Origin of the sequence: Nonomuraea sp. B1E8, assembly GCF_039871515.1 — a bacterium.
GTDB lineage: Bacteria > Actinomycetota > Actinomycetes > Streptosporangiales > Streptosporangiaceae > Nonomuraea.
This window is the reverse complement of the sequence record NZ_JBDPLS010000015.1, coordinates 155,422-179,926: the sequence shown is the minus strand read 5'-3', so window position 1 is coordinate 179,926 and position 24,505 is coordinate 155,422. Positions and strand designations below refer to the sequence as shown.

Here is a 24,505-nt window from a genome sequence, read left to right as displayed (position 1 = left end):
AGCGCCCCGCGTTCAGCTCGAGATGAGGGCCACGATCAGAATGGCGATCACCACGGCCGCGGCGGCGGCGACCGCCATGAGCACCAGCATGCCGTTGCGGTTGGCCTCGGGCCGCTGCTCCGGCTGGCCGGCGATGGCGAACAGGTCGGTGCCCAGCCCGCCCTGCCCTCCTCCGGACACCCCGCGCTGCGGCACCGGCGGCTGCTGCCGCGAGCCGGGCTCCTGGTCCGTCGGCGGGTAGACCTGCTGGCCCGGCGACCCGCCCTTCGGGATGCGCGTGGTCATGAACGCGCCCTCGTCACCCTGCCCCTGTGGCGGCGTGCCCTGCTCGGGACTCGAGGGGAAGGGGCCCTTGGGCCGCGAGATGCTGACCGTACGCTCAGGGTCGAACCCCGCCTCGGGGGACGCGGCCCCGGGCGCGCCGCCCTGCGGCCCGGCGCCGCCCGCGGTGGTCCCCGGCGCACCGAAGTGCTGCTCACCCTGCGGCGGGCGCCCGATGTTCTGCGGAACGGTGGGCGCGTTGGAGCTCCGCACCGGCCCTCCGGCCCCATACGGCCCAGCCCTGTGCCCACCGGCCCCCTGCCCGCCAGGCCCGTTCCCCTGCCCTCCGGGACCCTGCTTCCCGGGTCCTTGCGCTCCGGGTCCTTGCGCTCCGGGTCCTTGCGCTCCGGGTCCTTGCGCTCCGGGTCCTTGCGCTCCGGGTCCCTGCCCGCCGGGTCCCTGGCCACCGGGCCGGGGTCCGCCCTGGCCTTGCCCGCCGGAGCCCTGCCCGCTGGTCCCCTGCCCGCCGGGGCCCTGGCCACCGGGCCCGCCAGGGCCCTGCCTTCCGCCGGGCCCGCCAGGCCCGCCGCCCGTGCCCGGTGCCGGGCCGGGCCTGCCGCCCATCGGGTTTGTCGCACCCGGGCCCTGCCCAGGTGCTCCGGGCCCAGGTGCTCCGGGCCCGCCCGGTCCTTGCCCGGAGCGGCCCTGCTCGTGTCCTGGGCCGCCGAAGGCGCCCTGTGGACCCGGCGCGCCTTGCCCCGGCCCGGGTGCGGTGAAGGCGTTCGGACCCGGCGTGGACGCGCCGGAGTGGCCCTGCCCCGGTCCGCCGACCCCACTCGGACCGCTGAACGCCCCCCGCGGCGCCGGACCGCCCGGCCCGTGTCCGGGCCCTCCAGACCCCTGCCCGGATCCCCCAGGTCCCTGCCCGGATCCCCCAGGTCCCTGCCCGGGCCCCGCGGGACGCGGCCCATGACCTCCGGGACCCTGTCCGTGACCTCCGTGACCCTGTCCAGGGCCGCCCTGGCCCTGCGGCGCTCCCGCCCCGCCAGGCGCGTATCCGGGCCCGCGCCCGTCCGGGCCGGCACCCTGTCCACCACGGCCGGGCGCCTGGTCGGCGGGGGTCTTCTGGGCAGTGAACGGATCGGGCAAAGCGGCCTCCTGCGCCTTAAGAGCCTCGGCCGTGAGCACCGGCATCTCGCTTGTGGGGGTGTCGGCGACCATGCGCAGCAGGGTCTCCGCCTTGGCAGCGCCGAGACGCTGCCGATAGTCCTTGTTCAGCAGCCCGTTCAGCACGGGACGGAGCCGCCCCGCCTGCGTGGGCGGGTCGGCGCTCTCGGTGAGCAGCGCCGCCAGCGTCTCAGCGACCGTGGCCCGTTCGTACGCCGGCCGCCCCTCGACCGCGAAGTAGAGCGTGGCCCCGAGCGCCCAGATGTCGGACTCGGGCCCGGTGTAGTCGCCCCTGGCGCGTTCCGGGGCGGTGTAGCCGGGGGAGCCGATCACCATGCCCGTCTTCGTGAGCCGGGAGTCGCCCTCGGCCTTGGCGATGCCGAAGTCGGTCAGCACCACGCGCCCGCTCTCGGTGATGAGCACGTTGGCGGGCTTGACGTCGCGGTGGGTGATGCCCTGAGCGTGCGCGGCGCGCAGTGCGCCGAGCAGATCGACGCCGATCTCGGCCACGAGCCGGGGCGGCAGCGGACCTTCCTCGTCGATCACCTGCTCCAGCGAGCGGGCCTCGATGAGCTCCATGATGATCCACGGGCTGTCGTCGTGGATGATCACGTCGTGGATGGAGGCCACGGACGGGTGGTTGATCCGGGAGGCGATGCGGCCCTCGCGGACCATGCGTTCGCGCAGCTCCGTCCGTTGTTCTTCGGTGAGCACCGGGTCCTGGCGGATCTCCTTGACCGCCACCTCGCGCCCGAGCGCGCGGTCGCGTGCGCGCCATACGGTGCCCATGGTGCCCCGGCCGAGCGGGGTGATGAGCTCGTAGCGCCCCGCGAGCAGGCGTGTCTGCTGTTCCGGCATGAGAAGAAGATATCGATTCTCGCTTGGGAAGTGCTTTACCCTCGCTTGCGAAGTTCTCTTGGCCAGAACCGCCGAGGAAGGCACAACTTTATCACCGTCGCTTTCAAACGGGCATAAGCCGACGGCGACGGCCGCGCTTCAACGCGCTTCCTGTGCACACCCTCGCCGGGTTTACGTTCCTGCCTCGGCGCGGGCACGGTGACGGTCTGGGTCTCGGCGCGGTGCAGCCCGCGATGCGCGGGCCTGCGTGTGAAAGACGGCGGCGTGAGGGCCTGCACCGGGCGTGCGGATCTGGGCTTGCGCGGGGTCAGCGGCTCCTCCGCCGAGCCTCCTGCGGCCACCCTGGCCAGCATGAGCGAGGCGCGCACGGAGTCGAGCCTGGTCTGCGGGTCGATGCGCAGGAGCGCGTCGAGCACGGGGGCCAGCGGGCCGGCCTTGCTCATCGGGATCGGCTCGCCGCTGGTCAGCGCCGCGAGCGCGGCGGCGGCCGTACGGCGGCCGTGCAGGCCCCTGCCCTCGACGGCGGTGTAGAGGGTCGCCCCGAGCGACCACAGATCGCCCGCGGGGCTGGCCTTCGAGCCGAGCACCCGCTCCGGTGCGATGTAACCGGCGGACCCCAGCACGATGCCCGCCTGGGTAATGGAAACGTCACCTTCGAGTGCGGCCAGGCCGAAGTCGGTGAGCACCGCGCGGTCCTCGGTCACGAGCACGTTGCTCGGCTTGACGTCGCGGTGGAGGATGCCTTTCGCGTGCACCGCGCGCAGCGCCCCGAGGATCTGCCGGCCGATCTCGGCGGCCCTGCGCGGCGGGAGCGGCCCGTGCTCCTGGATGAGCTGCTCGAGAGACCTGGCCCGGAGCAGCTCCATCACGATCCATGGCCGGTCGTCCTCGGTGACCACGTCGAACACGGTGATGACCGAGGGGTGGGTGACCATGGCGGTCGCCCTGCCCTCGCGCTCCGTGCGGGCGCACAACTCGGCGCGCAACTCCTCGTCGAGCACGGTGGGCAGGCGTACTTCCTTGACCGCCACGTCGCGGTCGAGCAGCTCGTCATGTGCCCGCCAAACGGTGCCCATGCCGCCACGACCAACCGGCTCCATGAGCCGGTAGCGCGCGGCGAGTAGGTAACCGGAGGGCGCACGCATGCCTGGCAGCTTACCTATTTGTGTAAACCGACCAGTAGAGGCGTGGCCGATAAAATGTTGCGAAGTTAAGTCAAGTCGCCTGACTCGTCACGTCGGCAAACCTCGTGGCCGCCCTGTTGATGAGGCTCACAGTTTCTCGACGTGCACGTTCCGATAGCCGGTCCGCCGTGAACGACCTCGCAGTTCCTCGCAGTTCCTCGCCGCCGATGGTGTCGACGGTCCGGTCCGCGTCGGGCGGCGTGACCCACTGCCCAGTCCGCCTCCTCACCTTTGCGGGCGGTGAAGGTGATGCCGCGCAGCCGCCCGGCGGGGCGGTGCCCACCGACGAGACCATGCGCTGCCGGAAGCGTGTTCGCGCAGCTCGCCGGGGTAAGTGTGCTCATCGGCACACTCTCCTCGCCGATATCGGCGGATGATGCCTTGGAGGGAATGTCGGTCGCTCGACTCGCTCGCTTACGGGCGTCTAGGGGGCGCCGTCAGCGGGTTGTAAGGGTGCCGAAAGCGGTCGGGGGCATGGTAAAGCCATGAGGGAGGGCCAAGTCCTGGGCCATCGGAAATGTCGGTGCCGAGCGTCACACTGGGGGCATAGGCCGAAGTCCTCCCACCGATGCCAGATCGTTGAAGGACGTGATGAAGATGCGCCGGACCCTGGTTCGCCGCCGGCCGAAGAAGCCGGTCAGAGCCGGCCTGGACCTTCGCACGCCGTCCGGGCGCCTGCTGCCCTATTGAAACCACGACCAGGAGCGCTATCTGAGAGGTGCGCGATGTGCAGTCACCACCCCGTTTGCCCCAGTGCCGACTCGCCCGACCGTGAGGCTTCGCACGTGATCGCTTCCCACCCTGACCAGGGGTGGAGCCTGCTCTGCAACGGCGTCGTGCTGTTCGACGACACCGGCCTGCTGCTGCCCGACGGCTCCGTCGTGGCACCGCACCGGGCACCGGTGGCCGCGTGACCGCCCACCTCCGGCCGGAGCCGCCGCGCCCAGCACCCGCTGGCGCCTGACCACGGCTCCTCAACCCCCCGGCGGCCGTCGCGCCGCGGTCGCCGGCATCCGCCCGCCGGCGACCTCCCTCGCGAAACCCCTCGCCGCCGTCAGCGGCGGCCGATGGACAGCACCGGGCCCGTCCTGTCGGTGAAGAAGTCGTCGCCCTTGTCGTCCACGACGATGAACGCGGGGAAGTCGACCACCTCGATCTTCCACACGGCCTCCATCCCGAGCTCGGGATATTCGAGCAGTTCGACCTTCTTGATGCAGTCCTGCGCCAGCCTGGCCGCGGGGCCGCCGATGGAGCCGAGATAGAAGCCGCCGTGCTGCTCGCACGCCTCGGTGACCTGCTTGGACCGGTTGCCCTTGGCCAGCATCACCATCGACCCGCCGGCCGCCTGGAAGCGCCCGACGTACGAGTCCATGCGCCCGGCCGTCGTCGGCCCGAACGAGCCGGAGGCGTAACCGTCGGGGGTCTTGGCCGGCCCGGCGTAGTAGACGGCGTGGTTCTTGAGGTATTCCGGCATCTCGCCGCCGTTGTCGAGCAGTTCGGCGATCTTGGCGTGAGCGATGTCGCGGGCGACCACGAGCGGCCCGGTGAGGGACAGCCGCGTCTTGACCGGATATTTCGTCAGCTGGGCGAGGATCTCGGGCATGGGACGGTTGAGGTCGACCTGGACCACGTCGTCCGAAAGGTGCTCGTCGGTGGTCTCCGGCAGGAACCGCGCCGGGTCGGTCTCCAGCTGCTCCAGGAAGACGCCCTCCGGCGTGATCTTGGCCAGCGCCTGCCGGTCGGCGGAGCAGGACACGGCGATGGCCACCGGGCAGGAGGCGCCGTGCCTGGGCAGGCGGATGACGCGCACGTCGTGGCAGAAGTATTTGCCGCCGAACTGCGCCCCGATGCCCAGCTTCTGGGTCAGCTCGAAGACCTTGGCCTCCATCTCGAGGTCCCGGAAACCGTGCCCGGACGGCGAACCCTCGGTGGGGATCGAGTCGAGGTAGCGGGCGCTGGCGTATTTGGCGGTCTTGAGGGCGTATTCGGCGGACGTGCCGCCGACGACGATCGCCAGATGGTACGGAGGGCAGGCGGCCGTGCCCAGCGAGCGGATCTTCTCCTCCAGGAAGGCCAGCATGCGCTTCTCGTTGAGCACGGCCTTGGTCTCCTGGTACAGGAACGACTTGTTGGCCGAGCCGCCGCCCTTGGCCATGAACAGCAGTTTGTACTCGTCGGGGTGGCCGTGGGGGTCCTCGGCGTACAGCTCGATCTGGGCGGGCAGGTTGTCGCCGGTGTTCTTCTCCTCCCACATGCTCAGCGGAGCCATCTGGGAGTAACGCAGGTTGAGCCGGGTGTAGGCGTCGTAGACGCCCCGCGAGACGTGCTCGGCGTCGCGCCCGTCGGTCAGCACGTGGCGGCCGCGCTTTCCCATGACGATCGCGGTGCCGGTGTCCTGGCACATGGGGAGCACGCCGCCGGCCGAGATGGAGGCGTTCTTCAGCAGGTCGAGCGCGACGAAGCGGTCGTTGCCGCTGGACTCGGGGTCATCGACGATCTTGCGTAGCTGGGCGAGGTGGGAGGTTCGCAGGAAATGGGAGATGTCGTGGATCGCCGTCTCGGTCAGCAGCCGCAGCGCCTCCGGCTCGACCTCGAGGAACGTACGCCCGGCCGCCTCGACCTTCCGCACCCCCTCCGTGGTGACCAGCCGATATTCGGTCTCATCGGCTCCCAGCGGCAGCAGGTCGGTGTAGTCGAACTCGCCCATGTCCATCCTTTCGGTCACCAAGAGGTTAACGGGTGACCGGGCCGCCGGAGGTCACGCCTCGGAGACGGCCGCCTGCGCTCGCGCCCGCGACCGCCCCGCGGTGAGGCCGAGCGTGATGCCCGCGATCACCAGTCCGGCGCCGAGCAGGTCGTACGCCGTCGGCATCGCGATCCCGAGCACCGCCCCCGTGACGATCGCGCCCACCGGGACGAGCCCGGCGAACAGCCCGGCCAGCCCGGGGCCCAGCCGGGACAGCGCGGAATACCACAGGAAGAAGGCTCCGACGGTCACCACGAGCGCCAGGTAGGCCAAGCCCAGCCCTTCGGCCACGGTCGGCGTCCGCACCATGCCGGGCCCTTCGTACGCCAGCCCGACCAGGGCCAGCATGGGCACCGCGAGCGCCGTCGAGTAGGCCGACACCCTGATCGCTCCCAGCTTCGGCAGCAGGGGGATGGCCAGCAGGGAGAAGCACACCTCGCCCACGAGCGCGCCCAGCGCCCAGAGCAGGCCGGGCAGGTTGCCGCTGCCGAGGCCGGTGGCCAGGGTCGCCCCGGCCACCACCACGCATGCTCCGATGAGCATTCGTGGCGCGGGCCGCCCGCCGGCCAGCGCGAGCCAGAGCGGCACGGTGCCGAGGACGGTGCCGACCAGGGCGGGCCCTGACGCGTTGGTGGCCTCGATCACGCAGACGTTGAAGATGACCAGGCCGAACAGGGTGAGCCCGGCGAGGCACAGGGCCTCGCGCAGCGTCAGGCGGACGAAGCGCAGGCCGAGCACCCGTGTGATGGCGAGCAGGATGGCGGCGGCCACGAGGTAGCGCACGGCCTGTCCGCCGTAGATGGGGTAGCCGCCGATGAGCCCGGAGACGCCCGCCAGCGTCCCGAGCAGGAACATGGCCGAGGCCGCGCGGACGATTCCCTGTCTCATGTGCGGGATGCTAGAAGCACGATGGTTCGGGAAAACAGTCCAATGTCCCGCCGGATGACAGGACCAATATGGCCGACCTCCACATCCAGATAAATCGCGGCAAAGGCGGGATCGCTGGTCAGATCGCCTCCGAGCTGCGCGACGCCATCAGGAGCGGCCGGCTCGCCCCCGGCACCCGCCTGCCCGCGACCCGCGAGCTCGCCGCCGACCTCCAGGTCTCCAGGGGCGTGGTGGTGGAGGCGTACGAGCAGCTCGTCGCCGAGGGGTTCCTGTTCTCCAGGGTGGGCGTCGGCACCCAGGTCACGCCCGTGCCCCCCGCCAAGGCGCCGAGGCAGCGCGCCGCGGCGCGGGAGCGGCCCGCCTCGGACGCCCCCGCATGCGCGCCGTACTACGGTCACCGTCCCACCTCTCCCGACCTCGGCCACTTCCCCCGTGAACGCTGGCTCGCGGCCGTCAGGCACGTCCTGGCCACCGTACCCTCGGACGCTCTCGACTACGGGGACCCTGGCGGCGTGCCTGAGCTGCGGGAAGAGCTGGCCGGCTACCTCAGGAGGGTCAGGGCGGCGGACGCGCGCCCGGAGAACCTCATCATCGTCGGCGGCGTGGCGCAGGGCCTGAGTCTCGTGCTCAACGTGCTGTCCCGGCGGCGCGCGCTCCGGCTCGCGGTGGAGGACCCGACGAGCGACCGTCAGGCGCCCCTGCTCAGGAGAGCGGGCGCGCACCTCGTCCCGGTGCCCGTGGACGAGGAGGGTCTCGACGTGCGCAGGTTGAGCGGCGACGCGGTGCTGGTGACGCCGGCCCACCAGTTCCCGACCGGCGTGGTGCTCTCCCCGTCCCGCAGGGCCGCGCTGATGGAGTGGGTTCACGTGGGGGACCGGGTGATCCTGGAGGACGACTATGACGCCGAGTTCCGCTTCGACCGCGACCCTGTCGGCTGCCTGCAGGGCCTGGCGCCCGACCGCGTGATCCTGTCGGGCAGTGTCAGCAAGGCGCTCGCGCCCGGCCTGCGCCTGGGCTGGGTGGCCGCGCCGCCCGACCTGGCCGAGGACGTGCGCCGGGCCAGGGGCGAGCTCGACCTGGGCTCGCCGGTCATCGAGCAGTACGCGCTGGCGCACTTCCTGCGCACCGGCGGCTACGACAAGCACCTGCGCCGCATGCGCAGGGAATACCGCCGCCGCAGGGACGCCCTGGTCAGGGCGCTGGCCCGCGAGCTTCCCGAGATCAGCGTCAAGGGCATCGACGCGGGCCTGCACGTCTACCTGGAGCTGCCGGACGGCTGGGACGAGCCGCGGACGGCGCGGGTGGCGCGGGAGCTGGGGTTGTCCGCCGAGCCTGTGGGGCCGATGCGCCGGTCGCCGGGGAAACCGGCGGTGGTGGTGGGGTTCGCGCGGCTGCCCGGTCACAAGGCCGTCGAGGCCGTCCAAGGCTTAAAAGTAAGAATGTCAGGACATGCTATGGATTAAAGGTTTCATATCCGCCTGGGCGAAGGCTCCGGCGGGGGACGGGAGACGTTCATGCGTGTGGGACTGTTCGGGCTGGGTCGGATCGGGGCCTTCCACGCCGCGACCATGGCCGCCCATCCGCTGGTGGACGAGCTGATCGTGGCCGATCCCGTGCGGACGTCCCCGTACGGCAGGCCGGGAGACCCCTTCGACTCGGACGCCGTGGTCATCGCCACCCCGACCAGCACCCACGCCGAGCTGATCGTCCGAGCCTGCGCACTCGGCATCCCGGTGTTCTGCGAGAAACCGGTCGCGGGCACGGTGGACGAGACCGTCAAGGTGCTGGAGGCGCGCGCGGGCAACCGGGTGCACGTCGGGTTCCAGCGCCGGTTCGACCCCGGGTACGCGGCCGCCGCGCGGGCCGTGCGCGACGGCGAGCTGGGCGAGCTGCACCGGGTCCACCTGGTCACGGCCGACCCCGCGCCGCCGCCCGCCGCGTACATCCCGCTGTCCGGGGGCATCTTCCGCGACTGCCACGTCCACGACTTCGACGCCCTGCGCTGGGTGACCGGCCGCGAGGTGGTGTCCGTCTACGCGCGGGGCGCCAACCGGGGCGCCGCGTTCTTCGCCGAGGCGGGCGACGTGGACACCAGCGCCGCGCTGCTCACGCTGGACGACGGCACGCTGGCCACCCTGCAGGGCTCGCGCTACAACGGCGGCGGGTACGACGTGCGCATGGAACTCGCGGGCACCCGCCGCACCCAGGCGGTCGGGCTCGGCCCGCGCGCCCCGCTCCACACGACCGAGGACAATCGGGAACCGGACGATCCCTGGCCCGACTTCGTGACCCGCTTCGCGACCGCGTACCGCGATGAGATCGACTGCTTCCTCCGCGGCGGCCAGGGCCTCTGCTCGATCGAGGACGCGCTGGAGGCCCTGTACGTCGCCGAGGCCGCCGACCTGTCGCTGCGCGAAGGCCGTCCCGTCGACGTGGCGGAGGTGCGGCGATGAAGCTCGCGGGAGCCCCCATCTCGTGGGGCGTGTGCGAGGTCCCCGGCTGGGGTCACCAACTTCCGCCCGACCTGGTGTTGTCCGAGATGCGCGAGCTCGGCCTCACCGCGACCGAGCTGGGCCCTCAGGGTTTCCTGACGCCCGCGCTCATCGAGCGGTACGGCCTGCGCCTGGCCGGCGCCTTCGTGCCCGTCGTGCTCCACGACCCGGGCCACGACCCTCTGCGTGGCCTGCCGGAGGACGGGCTGCTCGTGCTGGCCGCCGCCACGGGCGACGACGGCTACGACACGCGCCCCGAGCTCGACGCCGCCGGCTGGGCCACGCTGCTGGGCAACCTCGACCGGATCGCCGCCGCGCTCGGGCCCCGAGCGGTCCTGCACCCGCACGTGGGCACCATGGTCGAGACCCGGGCCGAGGTCGAGCGGGTGCTGGAGGGCAGCTCGGTGCCGCTCTGCCTGGACACCGGCCACCTGCTGGTCGGCGGCACCGACCCGGCCGCCCTGGTCGAGGCGGCCGCGTCGCGGATCGCGCACGTGCATCTCAAGGACGTCGACGCCCGCCTCGCCGCCCAGGTCGCCGCCGGGACGCTGCCCTACACGCAGGCGGTGCGCGAGGGCGTCTACCGCCCGCTCGGCCAGGGCGACGTGGACATCGAGGCCATCATCAACGGCCTGACCAGGAGCGGGTACGACGGCTGGTACGTCATGGAGCAGGACGTCATCCTGTCCGGCCCTGACGACCGGCCGATCGAGGACGTGCGGCGGAGCCTCGCCTACCTCGACGGGGTGATCGGCGCGGGCTGACCGGTGCGGCTCCTGGGCTCGAATCCGGGCGCGAGCACGCTGAGCGCGGCGGCCGGCACCAGCGGCGCGGCGAACGCCACCCGCATGTCCCCGGCGTCCGCGATGCCGCCCACCAGGGCCGCGCCCACGGGGTGGATCAAACGTGAGGCGGAGTCAGGTTAGCCGCAGAACCAGCCGTTCCGCCAGCACGCAGACCGGGCTTCAGCGACCGGTTCCCCGGTGTGGCCGCCCACACGCCGAGCGCCAGCAGCGCCGCCACCTCCGTGACGGCCAGGCCGCGCTCCACCAGCCCGAGAGGCATGACCCGATACCACGGCAGGCCGTTGCGCGTGCCGATGAACACCATCGTGGCGATGCCCACCACCCACAACACCGAGCACACCCCGAGCCCGAACGCCACCAGCGTGGCCCGCGACCGCTCGCGGCGCCCCCACGGCCCGGTGATGAGCACGACCGCCAGCGGCAGGCACAGGAAGGCCACGAAGCTGCCCACCCGGTGGATGCTCCCGCTCACGCTCGGCCCCACCGACCAGTCGTGTTTCTCGAACCAGGCCGTCATGAGCAGCCCGACGCTCCACCCCATGAGCGCCACGGTGCCGAGAACGCCGGCCAGCTTCCTGCGCGCCAGGGACACCCCGATGCCCACGGACCCCGCCGCCAGCAGACCCACGGCGAACCCGAAGATCCAGCCGTCGGGGCCCAGGCCGTGCTCGCTGATCGTCCGCCTGATCGGGTTCATCTCGTCGAGGCTGGACACCTCCAGGCCGAGGATGACCGCAATGCCCGCGCCTGCCGCGCCGAGACCCCACCGCGCCGGTTGATGCACGCGCACACACCTCCTACGCCGGATCAACGGCCGGGGACGCGTACGGATTCCGCGCGGCGCCTACTTCTCGCGGCTCTGCCCGGGGACGCTGCCTCCCGCCACGCCGAGACGAACGAGGACCTGGCCGAGGAGATCGTCGCCTCCCCGGCGCGAATCGGCTGACGCGGACCGGTTCGGGACGAGCGCGTCCGGCGAGCGCCAGATATCGTCAGAAGTGTGAACGAACGCGCTGGATCGTGGTTGCCCAAGCTGCAGGAAGTGGGAGAGCGGCTGGCCGAGGAGTGGGTGTCGGCCCGCCGCCCGCCGGTGTCCGGCGACGCACCGCAGCCCCACGAGCTACGCGCGTCCGACGCCGACCGGGAGCGCATCGCCCAGGTCCTCCAGGACGCCCACGCCGACGGCCGGCTCTCCCTGGAGGAACTGGAGGAACGGCTCGGCGTGCTCTACTCCTCGCGCACGCTCGGCGAGCTGGCCTCGCTCACCGCCGACCTGCTGCCCGCCGAGGAGCAGCCGCTCAACCTCGACGGCCGTCCGGTGTCGGCCATCTTCAAGAAGGAGCAGCGCGGCGGGCGCTGGGTCGTGCCCGCCGAGGTCGCCGTGACGGCCATGTTCGGCACGACCAAGCTCGACTTCCGTGACGCGATCCTGCAGAACCGGCAGATCATCATCAACGCCACCCTCGTCTTCGGCGGGCTGGAGATCCACGTTCCCGAAGGGCTCGAGGTGATCAGGGTCGCCAAGGACAAGACCGTCCGGCTGACCAAGCAGCCGACCGAGCCGGGCGGGCCCGTCGTCGAGGTGCGCACGACCAACTTCGCCGGCGAAGTCAAGGTCAAGGAGCCACCCCGCCGCAAGCGCCGCCGCTGACCGCGCCCCATCGGCGCCGGGCCCGCCGCCTCAGCCCGCGGTGTCGAAGTTGATCGCGCTGTACGCCCGCAGCTTCCAGAGCTGGTGCTCGCTCTCGATCTTGCGGATCGTCCCCGACCGGCCGCGCATGACCAGCGATTCCGTCACCGCCGAGCCGGCCCTGAACCGCACACCCCGCATGAGCTCGCCGTGCGTGATGCCGGTCGCCGCGAAGAACACGTCGTCCGACCTGACCAGGTCGTTGGTGGTGAGCACCTGCCCGAGATCGTGCCCGGCCTCGACCGCCTTGCTCCGCTCGGCGTCGTCGCGGGGCCAGAGCCGGCCCTGGATCACGCCGCCCAGGCACTTGAGCGCGCACGCCGCCACGATGCCCTCGGGTGTGCCGCCGATGCCCAGCATCAGGTCGATGTTCGTACCGGAACGGGCCGCCATGATCGCGCCGGCCACGTCGCCGTCGGTGATGAACTTGATCCGCGCGCCCGTCTCCCTGATCTCCTTGACCAGCCGCTCGTGCCTGGGCCGGTCGAGCACCACCACGGTCACGTCGGACGGCGAGCAGTGCTTGGCCTTGGCCACCGCGTTGATGTTCGCGGACACGGGGGCCTCGATGTCGACCACGCCGGCCGCCTCCGGGCCGGTGACCAGCTTCTCCATGTAGAACACCGCCGACGGGTCGTACATCGAGCCGCGCTCGCTCACGGCGATCACCGACACCGCGTCGGGCATGCCCAGCGCTGTCAGCCTGGTGCCGTCGATGGGGTCGACGGCCACGTCGCAGGCGGGGCCGCTGCCGGCGCCGACCTGCTCGCCGTTGAACAACATCGGGGCGTGGTCCTTCTCGCCCTCGCCGATGACCACCACGCCGTTCATCGACACCGTGTTGATCAGCTGGCGCATGGCGTTCACGGCCGCGCCGTCGGCGCCGTTCTTGTCTCCCCGGCCGACCCAGCGGGCCGCCGCCATCGCGGCGGCCTCCGTGACCCGGACGAGCTCCATCGCCAGGTTGCGATCGGGGGCGTGCTCGCCCGTGGCGAGCTGGGCCGGTACGGACGTCTCGTCGGACATGATGCGTGGCCTCCTCGTGGAACCTGTACGTCGATCGTAGTTGCCGCCATATTCCCGCTCAGGGCGGGATAATCTGCCCTGTCGACATTGCTTCTCTGCCCAGAAGCGGGGAGAAGGCGACCTCGGTAAGCTTCGACTGGTCGCCCTGCCTGTCGGAGGACGGGTCCCGCGCTGGAGATCCCGCCTCCGCCGTGGAGCAGGATGGCGCCTCGCCGTGGAGGGGATGCGAATGAGCGATGTGGAAAACGTGGTGGCCCAGTCGCGCACGTCCGAGCGGGGCGCGGCCACACGCAGCTCACTGCTCGCCGCAGCCAGGGAGGTCTTCGTCTCCAAGGGCTTCGCGGAGGCGGGCGTGACCGACGTGGTGGCCAAGGCGGAGGCCAGCGTGGGCAGCCTTTACCACCACTTCTCCGGCAAGGCCGACCTCTACCTCACGTTGTGGGAGGAGTTCCAGGCCGGGCTGTCCCAGCGCACCAAGCTGGCCGCCCGCGCGGCCCGCGCCGACGGCGAGACCGACCCGATGCGCGTGTTCGTCAGCGCCGCCCGCGCCTATCTGGAGGGCTGCCTGGAGGAGCGCGAGCTGGCCGCGCTCTTCCTGCGCGGCGACGGCCCGCCCGGCTTCGACGTCATCATGCGCGACCGGCTCCGCAAGTGGGCCCAGCTCAACGCCGCCCTGTTCGAGGACGAAGGCGCGCTGGTCGTGGTGATCACGGGGGCGCTGGCCGCGGCCGTGTCGGAGGTCGTACGGTCAGGAGACCGGGGCCTGGCCGAGGACGCCCTCGCCATCATCGGCCAGATCCGCCCGGCCACTTCGGCGACCGCCTCGTCCAGCGGGTAATCTCGCAAGGTGTGCGACGGTTCACCGAAGGTTTCTACGGCTACGCGGTAGCCCTGCTGGTCTGCCTGGTGGGAGCCGGGGTGTTCCTGCTGGTCACCCCGCAGAGCCGCGATGAGCACATCCCGCGGGTCGACTACTCCATCACCGTCGCCAACTTCGGCCACGAGGTGCCCTACGGCGTGTGGGCGCCGCGGAACGACCCGGCCGGATGGGTGCCCAACAGCAACCGGATCGCCGCAGGCACGGGCGGCGCCAAGGTCCTCTACCTCGGTTACGCCACCGCCGAGCGGGAGCACGCGATGTTCGCGCAGAGCGACGAGAAGCCGCCCGCCGGGTTCGCGAGCCGCATGGCCAACAGCGACAAGGCCGTGGGCACGCAGCAGATCGGCGGGGTCACGTGGGAGCGGCGCTTCCGCGAGGACAAGAACCAGCGCACCCTGGTGCGGATCCTGCCCGACGTGACCCTGGTGGTCACCGGCACCGCCGGCTGGCCCGAGCTGGCCGAGCTGGCCGCCCTCCTCCAGCAACGTCCCCAGGGCTGACCCCGCGCCCGCGCTCCCGCCAGGGCATGCCCTGCCGCTCGCGTACGGGTACGCGCCTGCGCCCGGGCACGCGCCGTCGCGTCTAGGGTGGGTGCCGTGGCAGACGAGAAGGCACCCTCATATGAGCAGGCCCGCGAGGAGCTGACCGAGGTGGTGCGCCGCCTGGAGACCGGCGGGCTCACTCTGGAGCAGTCGATCGAGCTCTGGGAGCGGGGCGAGAAGCTGGCCGCCGTCTGCGAGGAGTGGCTGCAGGGGGCACGGGTCAAGCTCGCCGCGGCCATGGCCCGCCGCTCCGACCCCACATCGGACGACGCGGGCGACGCCCCGTTCTAGCCAGCCCGCCCACGTCGGGCGGCGCTTCCGCCTGCGGCGGGGTCCGTAGCCGTTCCTGCCGCGGCCGGTCCCAGGCCTGGTGACCGATCGCGGTTCAGGATCGTCAGGAGCCGGCGGGTTCGAGGACGACCACCGGGATGCGGCGGGTGGTCTTGGCTTCGTACTCGGCGAACTGGGGTGCCTGCGCCACCATCCGCGCGTAGAGCCGGTCGCGTTCCTCGCCCTCAACGGCGACGGCCCTGGCCTCGAACGTGTCCACGCCGACCTCGATGGTGGCCTTGGGGGTGGCGCGCAGGTTGTGGTACCACGCCGGGTGCTTGTCGGCGCCGCCGGCGGACGCGATGACGACGTGGCGGTCGCCGTCCGGCAGGTACATCAACGGGGTGGTGCTCTGCTTGCCGCTCTTGGCTCCCGTGGTGGTGAGCAGCAACAGCGGCGCCCCCTCGAACATGCCCCCGACCCGCCCCTCGTTGGCGCGGAACTCGTCTATGACCTGCTGGTTGAAATCCTGCATCATGGCTCCTCAGGGAATCGGAGAAATCTCCGGTTCGAAGATTAATCGGAGAGTTCTCCGTTTACAAGCTGTATGCTCCCTCCGTGTGCGGACGCCGAACCCTGCCCGTGATCGGGCAGCCCCAGCCGGAACGGGCCGACGCCGCCCGTAACCGACGGAAGATCATCGAGGTGGCCGCCAGGATGATCGCCGAGCACGGCGCGGACGACATCTCGCTCGACGAGGTGGCCCGCGTCGCCGGCGTCGGGGTCGGCACGGTCTACCGGCGCTTCGGCGACCGCGCCGGGCTGGTCCTAGCCCTGATCGACGACCAGGAGCGGCGGTTCCAGGAGTCGTTCCTCGCCGGGCCGCCGCCGCTCGGGCCCGGCGCCCCCGCGGCCGAACGGATCACCGCGTTCCTGGGCGCTCTGGTCGACCGGGTCGTGGCCCAGCAAGGGCTGTTCGTGCAGCTGGACACGTGCGGCAAGACCCTCAGGTACGGCGGGCCGTACCGGGTGTACCACGTCCACCTGGCCACGCTGCTCGTCCAGGCCTGCCCGGCGGCCGATCCGGCGTTCCTGGCCGACGCGCTCCTCGCACCCGTCAACGCCCGCCTGATCGCCTTCCAGCAGGAAGAGCGCGGCATGACGATTGAGGAGATCAAGGCCGGCCTGGCCCGGCTGGCCACCGTGGTCACGTGCGGCTACAACGTCCCGCCCGGAGGCAGCCAGCGGTAGCCGGGGCCGGCCTCCTGGGCCAGCCACCCGTTCACGCTCGCCAGCCCCCGCTCGTTGACCTGCGCGTCATGGATCCCGTACGCCCGCCGCGCCCGCACCGCGCGGACGAAGTCGATCACCTCGGCGGTCTTCAGCCACGACGCCTGCAGCTGAGGGCTCGCTCCACGTCCCCGGGTCGATGACCGGCCTGCGCCCCTCATGCTCCACGCGTACGCAGGCGTGCGTGAACTTCGTGACCTTCAACCGCCGGACCTCAGGTCAGACGCCGCTCGTCTCACCGGGCTCCTCGGTGCGCACGGTCAGGCGGTCGTCCGTAAGGCGGATCGTCAGCACGGTGCCGGGGGAGACGTCCTTCGCCCGGCGCACCACGTCACCGGACGGGTGCTGCACGATGGCGTAGCCGCGCTCCAAGGTGGCGGCCGGCGACAGCGCGATCAGCCGGGCACGCAGGTGGGTGAGGTCGTCGGACGCCCGGTCGAGCGAACCGGTCAACGACCGCCTGGCGCGCTCGCGCAGCGCGTCCACCTGCTCGGCCCTGCGTTCGAGCTCGCGTACGGGATCGGCCAGCGACGGCCGCGACCGTACGGACGTCAGCCATGACATCTCGCGGTCGAGCCAGCCGCTCAGCACTCGCCGGCCCCGGTCGCGCAGCTGGCGCACCAGCGTGAGCTGCTCGCCGACGTCGGGCACCACCTTCTTGGCCGCGTCGGTGGGGGTGGACGCGCGTACGTCGGCCACCAGGTCGAGCAGCGGGCTGTCCTGCTCGTGGCCGATCGCGCTCACCACGGGGGTGCGGCAGGAGGCCACGGAGCGCACGAGCGTCTCGTCGGAGAACGGCAGCAGGTCCTCCAGCGAGCCGCCGCCCCGGGCGATGACGATCACGTCGACCGAGGAGTCGGCGTCGAGCCTGCCCAGCGCCTCGGTCACCTCGCCCACCGCGTACGGCCCCTGGACGGCCACCTCTTCGACCTTGAACCGCACGGCGGGCCAGCGCCTGCGGGAGTTTTCCAGCACGTCGCGCTCGGCCGCCGAGTCGCGACCGCAGATGAGCCCGATCGTGCCGGGCAGGAAGGGCAGCCGACGCTTCCTGTCGGCGTTGAACAGCCCTTCGGCGGCCAGCAGCTGCCTGAGGCGTTCGAGTCTGGCCAGCAGCTCGCCCACGCCGACTGGGCGGATCTCCATCGCGGTGAAGGCGAACGATCCTCTGTTGACCCAGAAGTCGGGCTTGACGTGCACGACCACCCTGGCGCCGTCGGCCGGTCTCGGCATGGCCGCCTCATAGACCCCGCGAGGGGCGGTGACCCTGGCCGACACGTTGGCGACCGGGTCGCGCAGGGTCATGAACACCGTGCCGCCGCGGGCGCTCAGGTCGGTGATCTGGCCCTCGACCCAGACGGTGCCGAGCCTGCCGATCCAGCCGCCCACCATCTGCAGGACAGTGCGGATCGGCAAGGGTGACTCGGGCGAGGTCTTCGAGGTCATGACGGAAGACTACGCGGGCTTCCGCACGGGCCGGACGGTTCTTCCCCGCTACTCGCCGGCCTGCAGCTTGGCGAGGCGGTTCTCGAACATGCGGATGACCTCGGCCCTGGCCGTCGTCGCCCGCTCGTAGGCCAGGAAGGCGCTGATCTGCTCGGCGGTCTTTCCGCGCATCCTCGCGCGCAGGGAGGCGACGGTCAGCTCCGCGTAGCCGGGCAGCGGCTCGGCCAGGTCGGTCGCCGCGGCCGTCACGGGCTCGGGCGCCGCGGCCGGCTCCGTGGACGCCGCCGGTTCGGGTGCCGCGGCGGGCTCCTTGGCGGCGGACTTCCTGGTGGCGGGCTTCCTCGCGGCCTTGGGCTTGGCCTGCGTCGCCTTCGGCTTCGCGGCGGGCTTCGCGGCGGGCTTCGTGGCGACGGCCGGCTCGGCCGCTACGTCCGGCTCCTCAGCGCCGGCCGGCTTGGCGACGGCCCCCTCCGCGATGGCGGGCTCGTCCGTGACCGCCGGCTTGTCCTCGACGGCGGGCTCTGCGGCCTTGGGCGTGGTGGGCGCTGCCGTCGCCTCCGCGGTCCTGGCTTCGGCGGGCTTGACCTCCGGAGCCTTCGCCTCCGCGGTCCTGGCTTCGGCGAGCTTCGCCTCCGCAGCCTTCGCCTCCGCGGGCTTGGTCTCCGCTGCCTTACCTGTGGGCGCGGCGGGCTCGGCGGTGGCGGGCTCCGCCTTGCCGGCCGGGGCGAAGATGACCGGGTCGGGCCTGCTCTTGCCGGTGCCGTTCGGCTCGGCGGCCCCCGGACGAGGGGCGAAGATGACCGGCTCCTTGCGGGCGGGCTTCTCCTCGTCCTCCGCGGCGGGCGCGGCGAGCTGGTCGGCGGCGGGCCGGGAGTCCTGCTCCTCCTTGTCGCCCGACCCCCTGATGGAGTTTTTCACCCGGTCGACGAGCAGCATCGCCTGCCCGGCGGCGCTGAGCGCGGTCTGGGCGACGAGAAGCGGCAGATCCTTGGCCTTCTCCTTGAGCTCGTCCTTGTTGGTAACGGTTTTGGCGATGTTGCGTATCACGTCGCTGAGGGACATGTACGTCTCCCTGGGAGGTCAGTATTGAACGGCCAGTGTGGCAAACCGCGGGCGGCCACGCATGCGCGGGCCTACTGGCCGCTCCACGTAGCATAAGAAGTATGGAGCCGCAGACCCCCACTTCCCGCCGAGTCCTCGTAGCCAAACCACGTGGCTACTGCGCCGGAGTCGATCGAGCCGTGGTAGCGGTCGAGAAGGCTTTGGAGCAGTACGGTGCGCCGATCTACGTGCGCAAGCAGATCGTCCACAACACCCACGTCGTCAAGACGCTCGAGGCCAGGGGCGCCATCTTCGTCGAGGAGACCGAGGAGGTGCCGGAGGGGGAGATCGTCGTGTTCTCCGCCCACGGCGTCTCGCCCGTCGTGCACGAGGAGGCCAGGGCCCGCCGGCTGCGCACCATCGACGCCACCTGCCCGCTGGTCACCAAGGTGCACAACGAGGCGAAGCGGTTCGCGGGTCAGGACTACGACATTCTCCTGATCGGGCACGAGGGCCACGAGGAGGTCGAGGGCACCTCCGGTGAGGCGCCCGACAACATCCAGCTGGTCGACGGGCTCGACGCGGTCGACAAGGTGCAGGTGAAAGACCCGAACAAGCTCGTGTGGCTGTCGCAGACCACGCTGTCGGTCGACGAGACCACCGAGACGGTCGCCCGGCTCAAGGAGCGTTTCCCCACGCTGATCGACCCGCCGAGCGACGACATCTGCTACGCCACCCAGAACCGGCAGGTCGCGGTCAAGGAGATCGCCGCCGACTCGCAGCTGGTCATCGTGGTCGGCTCCGAGAACTCCTCCAACTCCAAGCGGCTGGTCGAGGTGGCGAAAGACTACGGCGCCGAGGCCGCCTACCTCGTCGACGACGCCACGTTCATCCGCGACGAGTGGCTCGACGGCGTCACCACGGTCGGTGTGACCAGCGGCGCGTCCGTTCCTGAAGAGCTTGTGGATGGGGTGCTGGCGCGGCTGGCCGAGCACGGGTTCGGCGACGTGACGGAGGTGCAGCCGGTCGACGAGCGCATGCGCTTCGCCCTGCCCCACGAGCTGCGTAAGGACATGCGGGTCTCCTGACGCGGGCGGTGATCGGCCGCCCCGAACCGGGTGGTCCTTCCGTGACGTCCGGGCGTCATCGCGCGTTCTGCTCGTGCATGGCGCCCGGAGCACCCGGTGCCGGCCGGTCTCAGTCGTCGGCGCGCGGCGTGCCGTACACCTTCGGCTCGAAGTAGCCCTCCGGCTCGGGCACGAACGGCTGGCGCGGGCGCGGCACCTCCGCGCCGGCCTTCAGCTCCTCGCGCAGGTCGCGTACGTTGTCCCGCAGCCCGCGCCGCCACGCGACGCCCAGCACGGCGGCCGAGCCGGCGAACAACCACGGCGCCCCCTGCGTCAGCGACGTGTAGAGACCGAGCGCCAGCGACTGCACGATCGACACCGAGCCGAACGCCCGCCCGAGCTCGACGAAGAGCGTCGCGCAGAAGAACACCAGCGGCGGCGTCACCACCAGCGACAGCAGCTCGCGCCGGTTGACCAGCAGCACGCCAAGCAGGCTGGCCAGGACGAACGCACCGCCCACCAGGTGGGGGACGTCGAGCAGGGCGGTCAGCACGTAGCCCGCGAGGGTGGCGACCAGGGAGAGCGCGATGGCGCCGCGCGCGGTCAGCTTGACCGCCGAACGCCTGCCTTTCCCGGCCACTGGCCCACCCCCGTCTACTGCGACCCGTTGGCCAACTTACCGTTCGGGTGCGAAATCAGTGACGAGGTTGGCTGAGAAGCGGTTTCGAGCAGCTCGGGTGAGGCGAGGGGCCTGGGCAGCCCTTCGAGCATCTCGGGGGAGTCGAGGTCGCCGTCGACGACGCCCAGATCGTGCAGCTTGCGCGCGGTGACCAGCACACGGCTTTCGAGCGATCCGACCGACTTGTTGTACGCCTCCACGGCCCGCGTCAGCGCCCTGCCGAGCGAGTCGACGTTCCTGCCCAGGGTCGAGAGCCGTTCGTACAGTTCCTTGCCCAGCTCGAACACCGCCCGTGCGTTCTCGCTGAGCGCCGCCTGCTGCCAGGCGTAGTGCGCGGTGCGCAACATCGTGATCAGGGTCGTCGGCGTGGCGATGTGCACCCGCCGCGTCATGGCGTATTCCAGCAGCCCGGGGTCGCGTTCGAGAGCGGGCGCCAGGAACGCCTCGCCGGGGATGAACAGCACGACGAACTCCGGCGACGGGTTGAACCCCTGCCAGTAGGACTTGGCGGCCAGCCGGTCGATGTGCTCGCGCACGTGCCTGGCGTGCGCGTCGAGCCGGACCGTGGCGAGCGACTCGTCGGACGCCTCCGCGGCCTCCAGGTAGGCCGCCAGCGACACCTTGGAGTCGACCACGATGTTCTTGCCGCCGGCCAGCCTGACGACCATGTCGGGCCGCATGGAGCCCTCGGCGACCTGTTCGTCGAAGTCGCAGTAGCGCTGCATCCCGGCGATCTCGGCGACCCTGCGCAGCTGGAGCTCACCCCACCGGCCGCGCGCCTCGGGCCGCTGCAGGGCCCTGACCAGAGCGGTGGTCTGGGAGCGCAGCTGCTCGTGGCTCTGGCGTACGAACTCCATCTGCTTGGCCAGCTCCGCACGCGCGGCGCGCTGGCCCGACTCGGTGTCGCGCAGCTGCGACTCGACCCGGGACAGCGCGTCCTTCAGCGGCTCGACCAGGTGCTCGACGGCCTGCCTGCGCTGCTCCAGGTCGCCGGTGGCCTCGGCGCGGCTGGCGGCGAGCCTGGTCTCGGCCAGCTCCAGGAAGCGCACGTTGTTGACGTCGAGCGCGCGCGTGGACAGGGCCTGGAAACGTTCGGCGAGCTGCTCCTCGACGTAGACCAGCTTCTCCGCGGCGGATTTCGCCCGCGCGTCGGCCTCGGCCACCCGCACCGCCGCTCGTGTCCTGGCGACGAGGAAACCGATGAGCAGCCCGGCGGCGAGACCTGTGAGAAGCGAGATGACATCCACTTCATCGATGATTGCAGGACTCCCGGGCGCGGATCTCCCCGACACGCTTGGGCGTTCCGCTTGTGCGCCGAGACTCTCGTCGCCGAGAGTAGTGGAATGGACACGCTCGCGAAGCAGGGGGTGGTGGGCGTCTCGGTGGCGGTGGCGCTGGTCGCGCTGGCCGGGGCCGTCATCGCCGGCGCGGGGAAGAGCTCCCGGCCCGAGCGGACGCCCGGGCCTGCCGCGCTGCGCTGGTCGCCGGGCGCGTGCGTCACCGGCGACTTCGCGCTGACCCCGTGCAACGGCGGTGTCTCCGAGGTAGTGGCCGTCGCTCCCGACCCGCCGGGTCCGGGTGACTGCCCCGAGGACACCGACGACGTCCTGCGCGTCGGGCCGGGCCGTACGGCGTGCGTACGCAACTTCCTCGACCCGCACCCCGGAGCCCCCGGCGGTGGCGGCGGACTGCTCAGGGCGGGCGACTGCGTGGCGCACGACGGTCGCGAGCGGCCGTGCGCCCGGCCCGGCTGGTACGGCAGAGCCGTCGCGGTCACGCCGGACGCCGCCGCCTGCCCCGAGGACACCCTGGACACCCTCGGCAGCGGCTCCAGGACGATCTGCCTGGGTCCTGGCGGACAGGTGCTCGACCGGGGCGCGTGCGTGGCGCGGCCGCCGAGCCGGGTGGCCGACCGCTCGGACGTCACCAGGGTGGCCTGCGGCTCGGCCCGGGCGTGGGCCAGGGTGCTGTCGTCCGAGACGGCCGCGCGGAACTGCCCGGCGCGCTCCGAGCGTTACCTGCGCTCGTCCTCCGCCCCGCGCCCGGTGACCTGTCTGGACGTGCTGAGCAAGTAAACTCGACGTCCGTGAGTCTCTCCATCGGCATCGTCGGCCTGCCCAACGTCGGCAAGTCCACGCTCTTCAACGCGCTGACCAAGTCCGGCAACGCGCTCGCCGCGAACTACCCGTTCGCCACGATCGAGCCCAACGTGGGCATCGTGGGCGTGCCCGACGACCGCCTGCCCAAGCTGGCCGAGATCTTCGGTTCGGCCCGCATCCTGCCCGCCAAGGTCGAGTTCGTCGACATCGCGGGCCTGGTCAAGGGGGCTTCCGAGGGGCAGGGCAGGGGCAACCAGTTCCTCGCCAACATCCGCGACACCGACGCGATCTGCCAGGTCATCCGGGTCTTCGACGACCCCGACGTCACCCACGTCGACGGCGAGATCTCGCCCAAGCGCGACATCGAGACCATCAACACCGAGTTGATCATGGCCGACCTGCAGACGGTCGAGAAGGCCGTCCCGCGCCTGCAGAAGGAGGCGCGCAACAACAAGGACAAGAAGGTCGCGCTCGAGGCCGCGGAGGGCGCCCTGAGGGTGCTGGAGACCGGCAAGACCATCTTCGAGAGCGGTCTCGACCGCGACGAGCTGCGCGAGCTGCACCTGCTGACGGCCAAGCCCTTCCTGTACGTGTTCAATCTCGACTCCGACGAGCTGGCCGACGCGGCGCTCAGGGAGCAGCTGTCCACGCTGGTCGCGCCGGCCGAGGCCGTCTTCCTCGACGCCAAGATCGAGTCCGAGCTGGTCGAGCTCGACGAGGAGGAGGCGCTCGAGCTGCTGCAGTCGGTCGGCCAGGAGGAGTCGGGCCTGCGCCAGCTGGCCAGGGTCGGCTTCGAGACGCTCGGCCTGCAGACCTATCTGACGGCGGGCCCGAAGGAGACCAGGGCCTGGACGATCAGCAAGGGCGCCACGGCGCCGGAGGCGGCCGGCGTGATCCACACCGACTTCCAGCGCGGCTTCATCAAGGCCGAGATCGTCTCCTTCGACGAGCTGGTCGAGGCGGGCTCCATCGCCAACGCCAGGGCCGCGGGCAAGGCCCGCATCGAGGGCAAGGACTACGTCATGCGCGACGGTGACGTGGTGGAGTTCCGCTTCAACGTCTGACCGGACGGTCCCGGAAAAGGAATGGACGTCTGATCCCGGGACGAGTGATGCGTCAACCTCCGCGGGCGTCCGCGCGTCGAATCGTCACGGCGTTCACGCTGACTCGGGAGACCCTCATGATCCGTCGCATCATCCGGAAACGACGCCCCGCACCCACGCTCACGGGCATCAGCCTCGAGGAGGAACTGGCCCTGATCAGGGTCGAGCTCATGTACGGCCTGCGTGTCAACCGCGAGGCGTACCTCCGCAGGAAGGTCGACGAGCGCAACGAGATGGTGACCCGCATGCGCGAGCAGGGGCCCACGGGCATGCTGGCCGATCTCCGCGGCTCCCTGGAGCGGGCGGTGCAGCCGACGGTCGTCGACCTGGAGAGCAGGCGCCGGTCGCACTCGTCTCAGGACCCCGAGCCCGCCTGACGCTCCGCCTCCGCTCGTGACCTATGCCGAATCCGCAGGTCGCGAGAGTCCTTGCGCGATTTGGACAGGAATCCGTGGCCGCCACGCTATGCGTTTTTAGGCGTTTGGCCTGGTCAAAAGCCGTTTACACCGGGAACTCACTGGAATCGGGTCTGGGGCCTGTCATGAGGGCCCGGTTTGCCGTGAGGACGGTCATGCCGCAGCATGGGCGTGGCTTTCCTGGAACAATGGCGGAGACCGGATAGGGTGACTACTTCACCGCGGATGATGGGGATCGGCAACGGACGACACCGCGCCAGCCGGGGGGATCGGCGCGAGCGGAGGCGTGATGGCTCGTAGGTCTACCGTCCAGCACGATCCTCGGATCGCTGGCGAGCCCGAGCTTTCCGCGCGCCTCGACACAGACGACTTCGACGCGCCGCCGCCTCGCCGGCCCCGGCGCGGCGGCTGGTCGGGCGGCGGCGGACGGTGGCTGGTGTGGACCGGCCGCATCATTCTCTGGGCACTTATTGTGGTTGTCGTGGTGAATGGGATTCGTGCCCCATTTGAGAGGTTTACCCAGCAAGAGGTTGCCGCGCCCAATGGTGCGGCGCAGG

Annotated in this window: 26 protein-coding genes; 13 read left to right on the top strand and 13 right to left on the bottom strand. The window is 71.3% G+C overall.

The annotated features are described in order from the left end of the window. Positions 1–12 precede the first annotated feature (12 nt). Positions 13–2,286, bottom strand: coding sequence for a serine/threonine-protein kinase (locus ABGA98_RS38050; protein ID WP_347623294.1), 2,274 nt, complete (start codon positions 2,284–2,286; stop codon positions 13–15). Positions 2,287–2,321: 35 nt separating this feature from the next. Continuing rightward, entirely contained in the window at positions 2,322–3,431 is a 1,110-nt protein-coding gene (locus ABGA98_RS38045; RefSeq protein ID WP_347623293.1) for a serine/threonine-protein kinase, read from the bottom strand. A gap of 764 nt (positions 3,432–4,195) precedes the next feature. Here ABGA98_RS38045 and ABGA98_RS38040 point away from each other — a divergent pair. Next, positions 4,196–4,384 carry a DUF5999 family protein gene (locus tag ABGA98_RS38040; protein ID WP_347623292.1) on the top strand — a complete coding sequence of 63 codons (189 nt, stop codon included), beginning with the start codon at positions 4,196–4,198 and terminating at the stop codon, positions 4,382–4,384. A 140-nt stretch (positions 4,385–4,524) separates the two neighbouring features. Here the strand turns inward: ABGA98_RS38040 and ABGA98_RS38035 are convergent, their stop codons facing one another. Beyond that, a complete protein-coding gene (locus tag ABGA98_RS38035) occupies positions 4,525–6,177 on the bottom strand; it encodes a fumarate hydratase (protein ID WP_347623291.1) in 1,653 nt (550 codons plus the stop codon). 51 nt (positions 6,178–6,228) lie between these two features. Then, positions 6,229–7,104, bottom strand: a complete 876-nt coding sequence (locus tag ABGA98_RS38030) for a DMT family transporter (RefSeq protein WP_347623290.1) — start codon at positions 7,102–7,104, stop codon at positions 6,229–6,231. Between the two features lie 68 nt (positions 7,105–7,172). On the opposite strand from ABGA98_RS38030, the gene ABGA98_RS38025 reads away from it, so the two are divergent. From ABGA98_RS38025 to ABGA98_RS38015, 3 genes are read left to right on the top strand one after another with little or no spacing between them, the layout of a single operon-like run. After that, positions 7,173–8,567, top strand: coding sequence for a PLP-dependent aminotransferase family protein (locus ABGA98_RS38025; protein WP_347623289.1), 1,395 nt, complete (start codon positions 7,173–7,175; stop codon positions 8,565–8,567). A gap of 51 nt (positions 8,568–8,618) precedes the next feature. Next, the gene (locus ABGA98_RS38020; RefSeq protein WP_347623288.1) at positions 8,619–9,557 is read left to right on the top strand and encodes a Gfo/Idh/MocA family oxidoreductase; all 939 of its coding nucleotides are present in this window, start codon (positions 8,619–8,621) and stop codon (positions 9,555–9,557) included. Continuing rightward, on the top strand, positions 9,554–10,360 hold the full coding sequence (locus ABGA98_RS38015) for a TIM barrel protein (protein ID WP_347623287.1): 807 nt from the start codon (positions 9,554–9,556) through the stop codon (positions 10,358–10,360). Before ABGA98_RS38020 ends, ABGA98_RS38015 begins: the two co-directional genes overlap by 4 nt. Here ABGA98_RS38015 and ABGA98_RS38010 read toward each other — a convergent pair. Together ABGA98_RS38010 and ABGA98_RS38005 are read right to left on the bottom strand one after the other, a co-directional pair. After that, entirely contained in the window at positions 10,330–10,488 is a 159-nt protein-coding gene (locus ABGA98_RS38010; RefSeq protein WP_347623286.1) for a hypothetical protein, read from the bottom strand. The genes ABGA98_RS38015 and ABGA98_RS38010 overlap by 31 nt on opposite strands. Before the next feature lie 8 nt (positions 10,489–10,496). Then, positions 10,497–11,186 carry a DUF998 domain-containing protein gene (locus ABGA98_RS38005; RefSeq protein WP_347623285.1) on the bottom strand — a complete coding sequence of 230 codons (690 nt, stop codon included), beginning with the start codon at positions 11,184–11,186 and terminating at the stop codon, positions 10,497–10,499. A gap of 216 nt (positions 11,187–11,402) precedes the next feature. Between ABGA98_RS38005 and ABGA98_RS38000 the strand changes: the two genes are divergently transcribed. Further along, positions 11,403–12,053: a DUF1707 domain-containing protein gene (locus ABGA98_RS38000; protein WP_347623284.1), complete on the top strand. Its 651-nt coding sequence runs from the start codon at positions 11,403–11,405 to the stop codon at positions 12,051–12,053. A 30-nt stretch (positions 12,054–12,083) separates the two neighbouring features. Here ABGA98_RS38000 and glpX read toward each other — a convergent pair whose 3' ends face one another. Continuing rightward, a complete protein-coding gene (gene glpX / locus ABGA98_RS37995; RefSeq protein ID WP_347623283.1) occupies positions 12,084–13,118 on the bottom strand; it encodes a class II fructose-bisphosphatase in 1,035 nt (344 codons plus the stop codon). A gap of 229 nt (positions 13,119–13,347) precedes the next feature. Between glpX and ABGA98_RS37990 the strand changes: the two genes are divergently transcribed. The 3 genes from ABGA98_RS37990 to ABGA98_RS37980 all read left to right on the top strand — a co-directional run bounded on the left by ABGA98_RS37990 (position 13,348) and on the right by ABGA98_RS37980 (position 14,831). Continuing rightward, the gene (locus ABGA98_RS37990; RefSeq protein WP_347623282.1) at positions 13,348–13,956 is read left to right on the top strand and encodes a TetR/AcrR family transcriptional regulator; all 609 of its coding nucleotides are present in this window, start codon (positions 13,348–13,350) and stop codon (positions 13,954–13,956) included. 11 nt (positions 13,957–13,967) lie between these two features. Further along, positions 13,968–14,498, top strand: a complete 531-nt coding sequence (locus ABGA98_RS37985) for a DUF4245 domain-containing protein (RefSeq protein ID WP_347623281.1) — start codon at positions 13,968–13,970, stop codon at positions 14,496–14,498. Between the two features lie 96 nt (positions 14,499–14,594). Beyond that, the gene (locus ABGA98_RS37980; RefSeq protein ID WP_132512172.1) at positions 14,595–14,831 is read left to right on the top strand and encodes an exodeoxyribonuclease VII small subunit; all 237 of its coding nucleotides are present in this window, start codon (positions 14,595–14,597) and stop codon (positions 14,829–14,831) included. 103 nt (positions 14,832–14,934) lie between these two features. Here ABGA98_RS37980 and ABGA98_RS37975 read toward each other — a convergent pair whose 3' ends face one another. After that, positions 14,935–15,348, bottom strand: a complete 414-nt coding sequence (locus ABGA98_RS37975; RefSeq protein WP_347623280.1) for a nitroreductase family deazaflavin-dependent oxidoreductase — start codon at positions 15,346–15,348, stop codon at positions 14,935–14,937. 80 nt (positions 15,349–15,428) lie between these two features. Here ABGA98_RS37975 and ABGA98_RS37970 point away from each other — a divergent pair, with 80 nt between their 5' ends. Further along, the gene (locus tag ABGA98_RS37970; protein ID WP_347623279.1) at positions 15,429–16,061 is read left to right on the top strand and encodes a TetR/AcrR family transcriptional regulator; all 633 of its coding nucleotides are present in this window, start codon (positions 15,429–15,431) and stop codon (positions 16,059–16,061) included. On the opposite strand, the gene ABGA98_RS37965 is transcribed toward ABGA98_RS37970, so the two are convergent. Genes ABGA98_RS37965 through ABGA98_RS37955 form a run of 3 tightly spaced genes read right to left on the bottom strand, consistent with a single transcriptional unit; the run spans position 16,028 to position 18,605 of the window. Then, positions 16,028–16,261, bottom strand: a complete 234-nt coding sequence (locus tag ABGA98_RS37965) for a hypothetical protein (protein ID WP_347623278.1) — start codon at positions 16,259–16,261, stop codon at positions 16,028–16,030. The genes ABGA98_RS37970 and ABGA98_RS37965 overlap by 34 nt on opposite strands. A 58-nt stretch (positions 16,262–16,319) precedes the next feature. Then, positions 16,320–17,543, bottom strand: coding sequence for an exodeoxyribonuclease VII large subunit (gene xseA, locus ABGA98_RS37960; RefSeq protein ID WP_347623277.1), 1,224 nt, complete (start codon positions 17,541–17,543; stop codon positions 16,320–16,322). Positions 17,544–17,591: 48 nt separating this feature from the next. Beyond that, a complete protein-coding gene (locus tag ABGA98_RS37955; RefSeq protein ID WP_347623276.1) occupies positions 17,592–18,605 on the bottom strand; it encodes a hypothetical protein in 1,014 nt (337 codons plus the stop codon). Positions 18,606–18,706: 101 nt separating this feature from the next. Between ABGA98_RS37955 and ABGA98_RS37950 the strand changes: the two genes are divergently transcribed. Next, a complete protein-coding gene (locus tag ABGA98_RS37950; RefSeq protein WP_347623275.1) occupies positions 18,707–19,672 on the top strand; it encodes a 4-hydroxy-3-methylbut-2-enyl diphosphate reductase in 966 nt (321 codons plus the stop codon). A 109-nt stretch (positions 19,673–19,781) separates the two neighbouring features. Here the strand turns inward: ABGA98_RS37950 and ABGA98_RS37945 are convergent, their stop codons facing one another. Beyond that, positions 19,782–20,291 (bottom strand): DUF6542 domain-containing protein, encoded by a 510-nt coding sequence (locus tag ABGA98_RS37945; RefSeq protein ID WP_347623274.1) that lies wholly within the window; start codon positions 20,289–20,291, stop codon positions 19,782–19,784. A gap of 14 nt (positions 20,292–20,305) precedes the next feature. Next, positions 20,306–21,586, bottom strand: coding sequence for a DNA recombination protein RmuC (locus ABGA98_RS37940; RefSeq protein ID WP_347623325.1), 1,281 nt, complete (start codon positions 21,584–21,586; stop codon positions 20,306–20,308). Between the two features lie 87 nt (positions 21,587–21,673). Between ABGA98_RS37940 and ABGA98_RS37935 the strand changes: the two genes are divergently transcribed. The 3 genes from ABGA98_RS37935 to ABGA98_RS37925 all read left to right on the top strand — a co-directional run bounded on the left by ABGA98_RS37935 (position 21,674) and on the right by ABGA98_RS37925 (position 23,909). Continuing rightward, the gene (locus ABGA98_RS37935; RefSeq protein WP_347623273.1) at positions 21,674–22,405 is read left to right on the top strand and encodes a hypothetical protein; all 732 of its coding nucleotides are present in this window, start codon (positions 21,674–21,676) and stop codon (positions 22,403–22,405) included. An 11-nt stretch (positions 22,406–22,416) separates the two neighbouring features. Continuing rightward, positions 22,417–23,493: a redox-regulated ATPase YchF gene (gene ychF / locus ABGA98_RS37930; protein ID WP_347623272.1), complete on the top strand. Its 1,077-nt coding sequence runs from the start codon at positions 22,417–22,419 to the stop codon at positions 23,491–23,493. Between the two features lie 116 nt (positions 23,494–23,609). After that, complete coding sequence (locus ABGA98_RS37925; RefSeq protein WP_347623271.1) at positions 23,610–23,909, top strand: hypothetical protein; 300 nt, start codon at positions 23,610–23,612, stop codon at positions 23,907–23,909. Positions 23,910–24,505 lie beyond the last annotated feature (596 nt).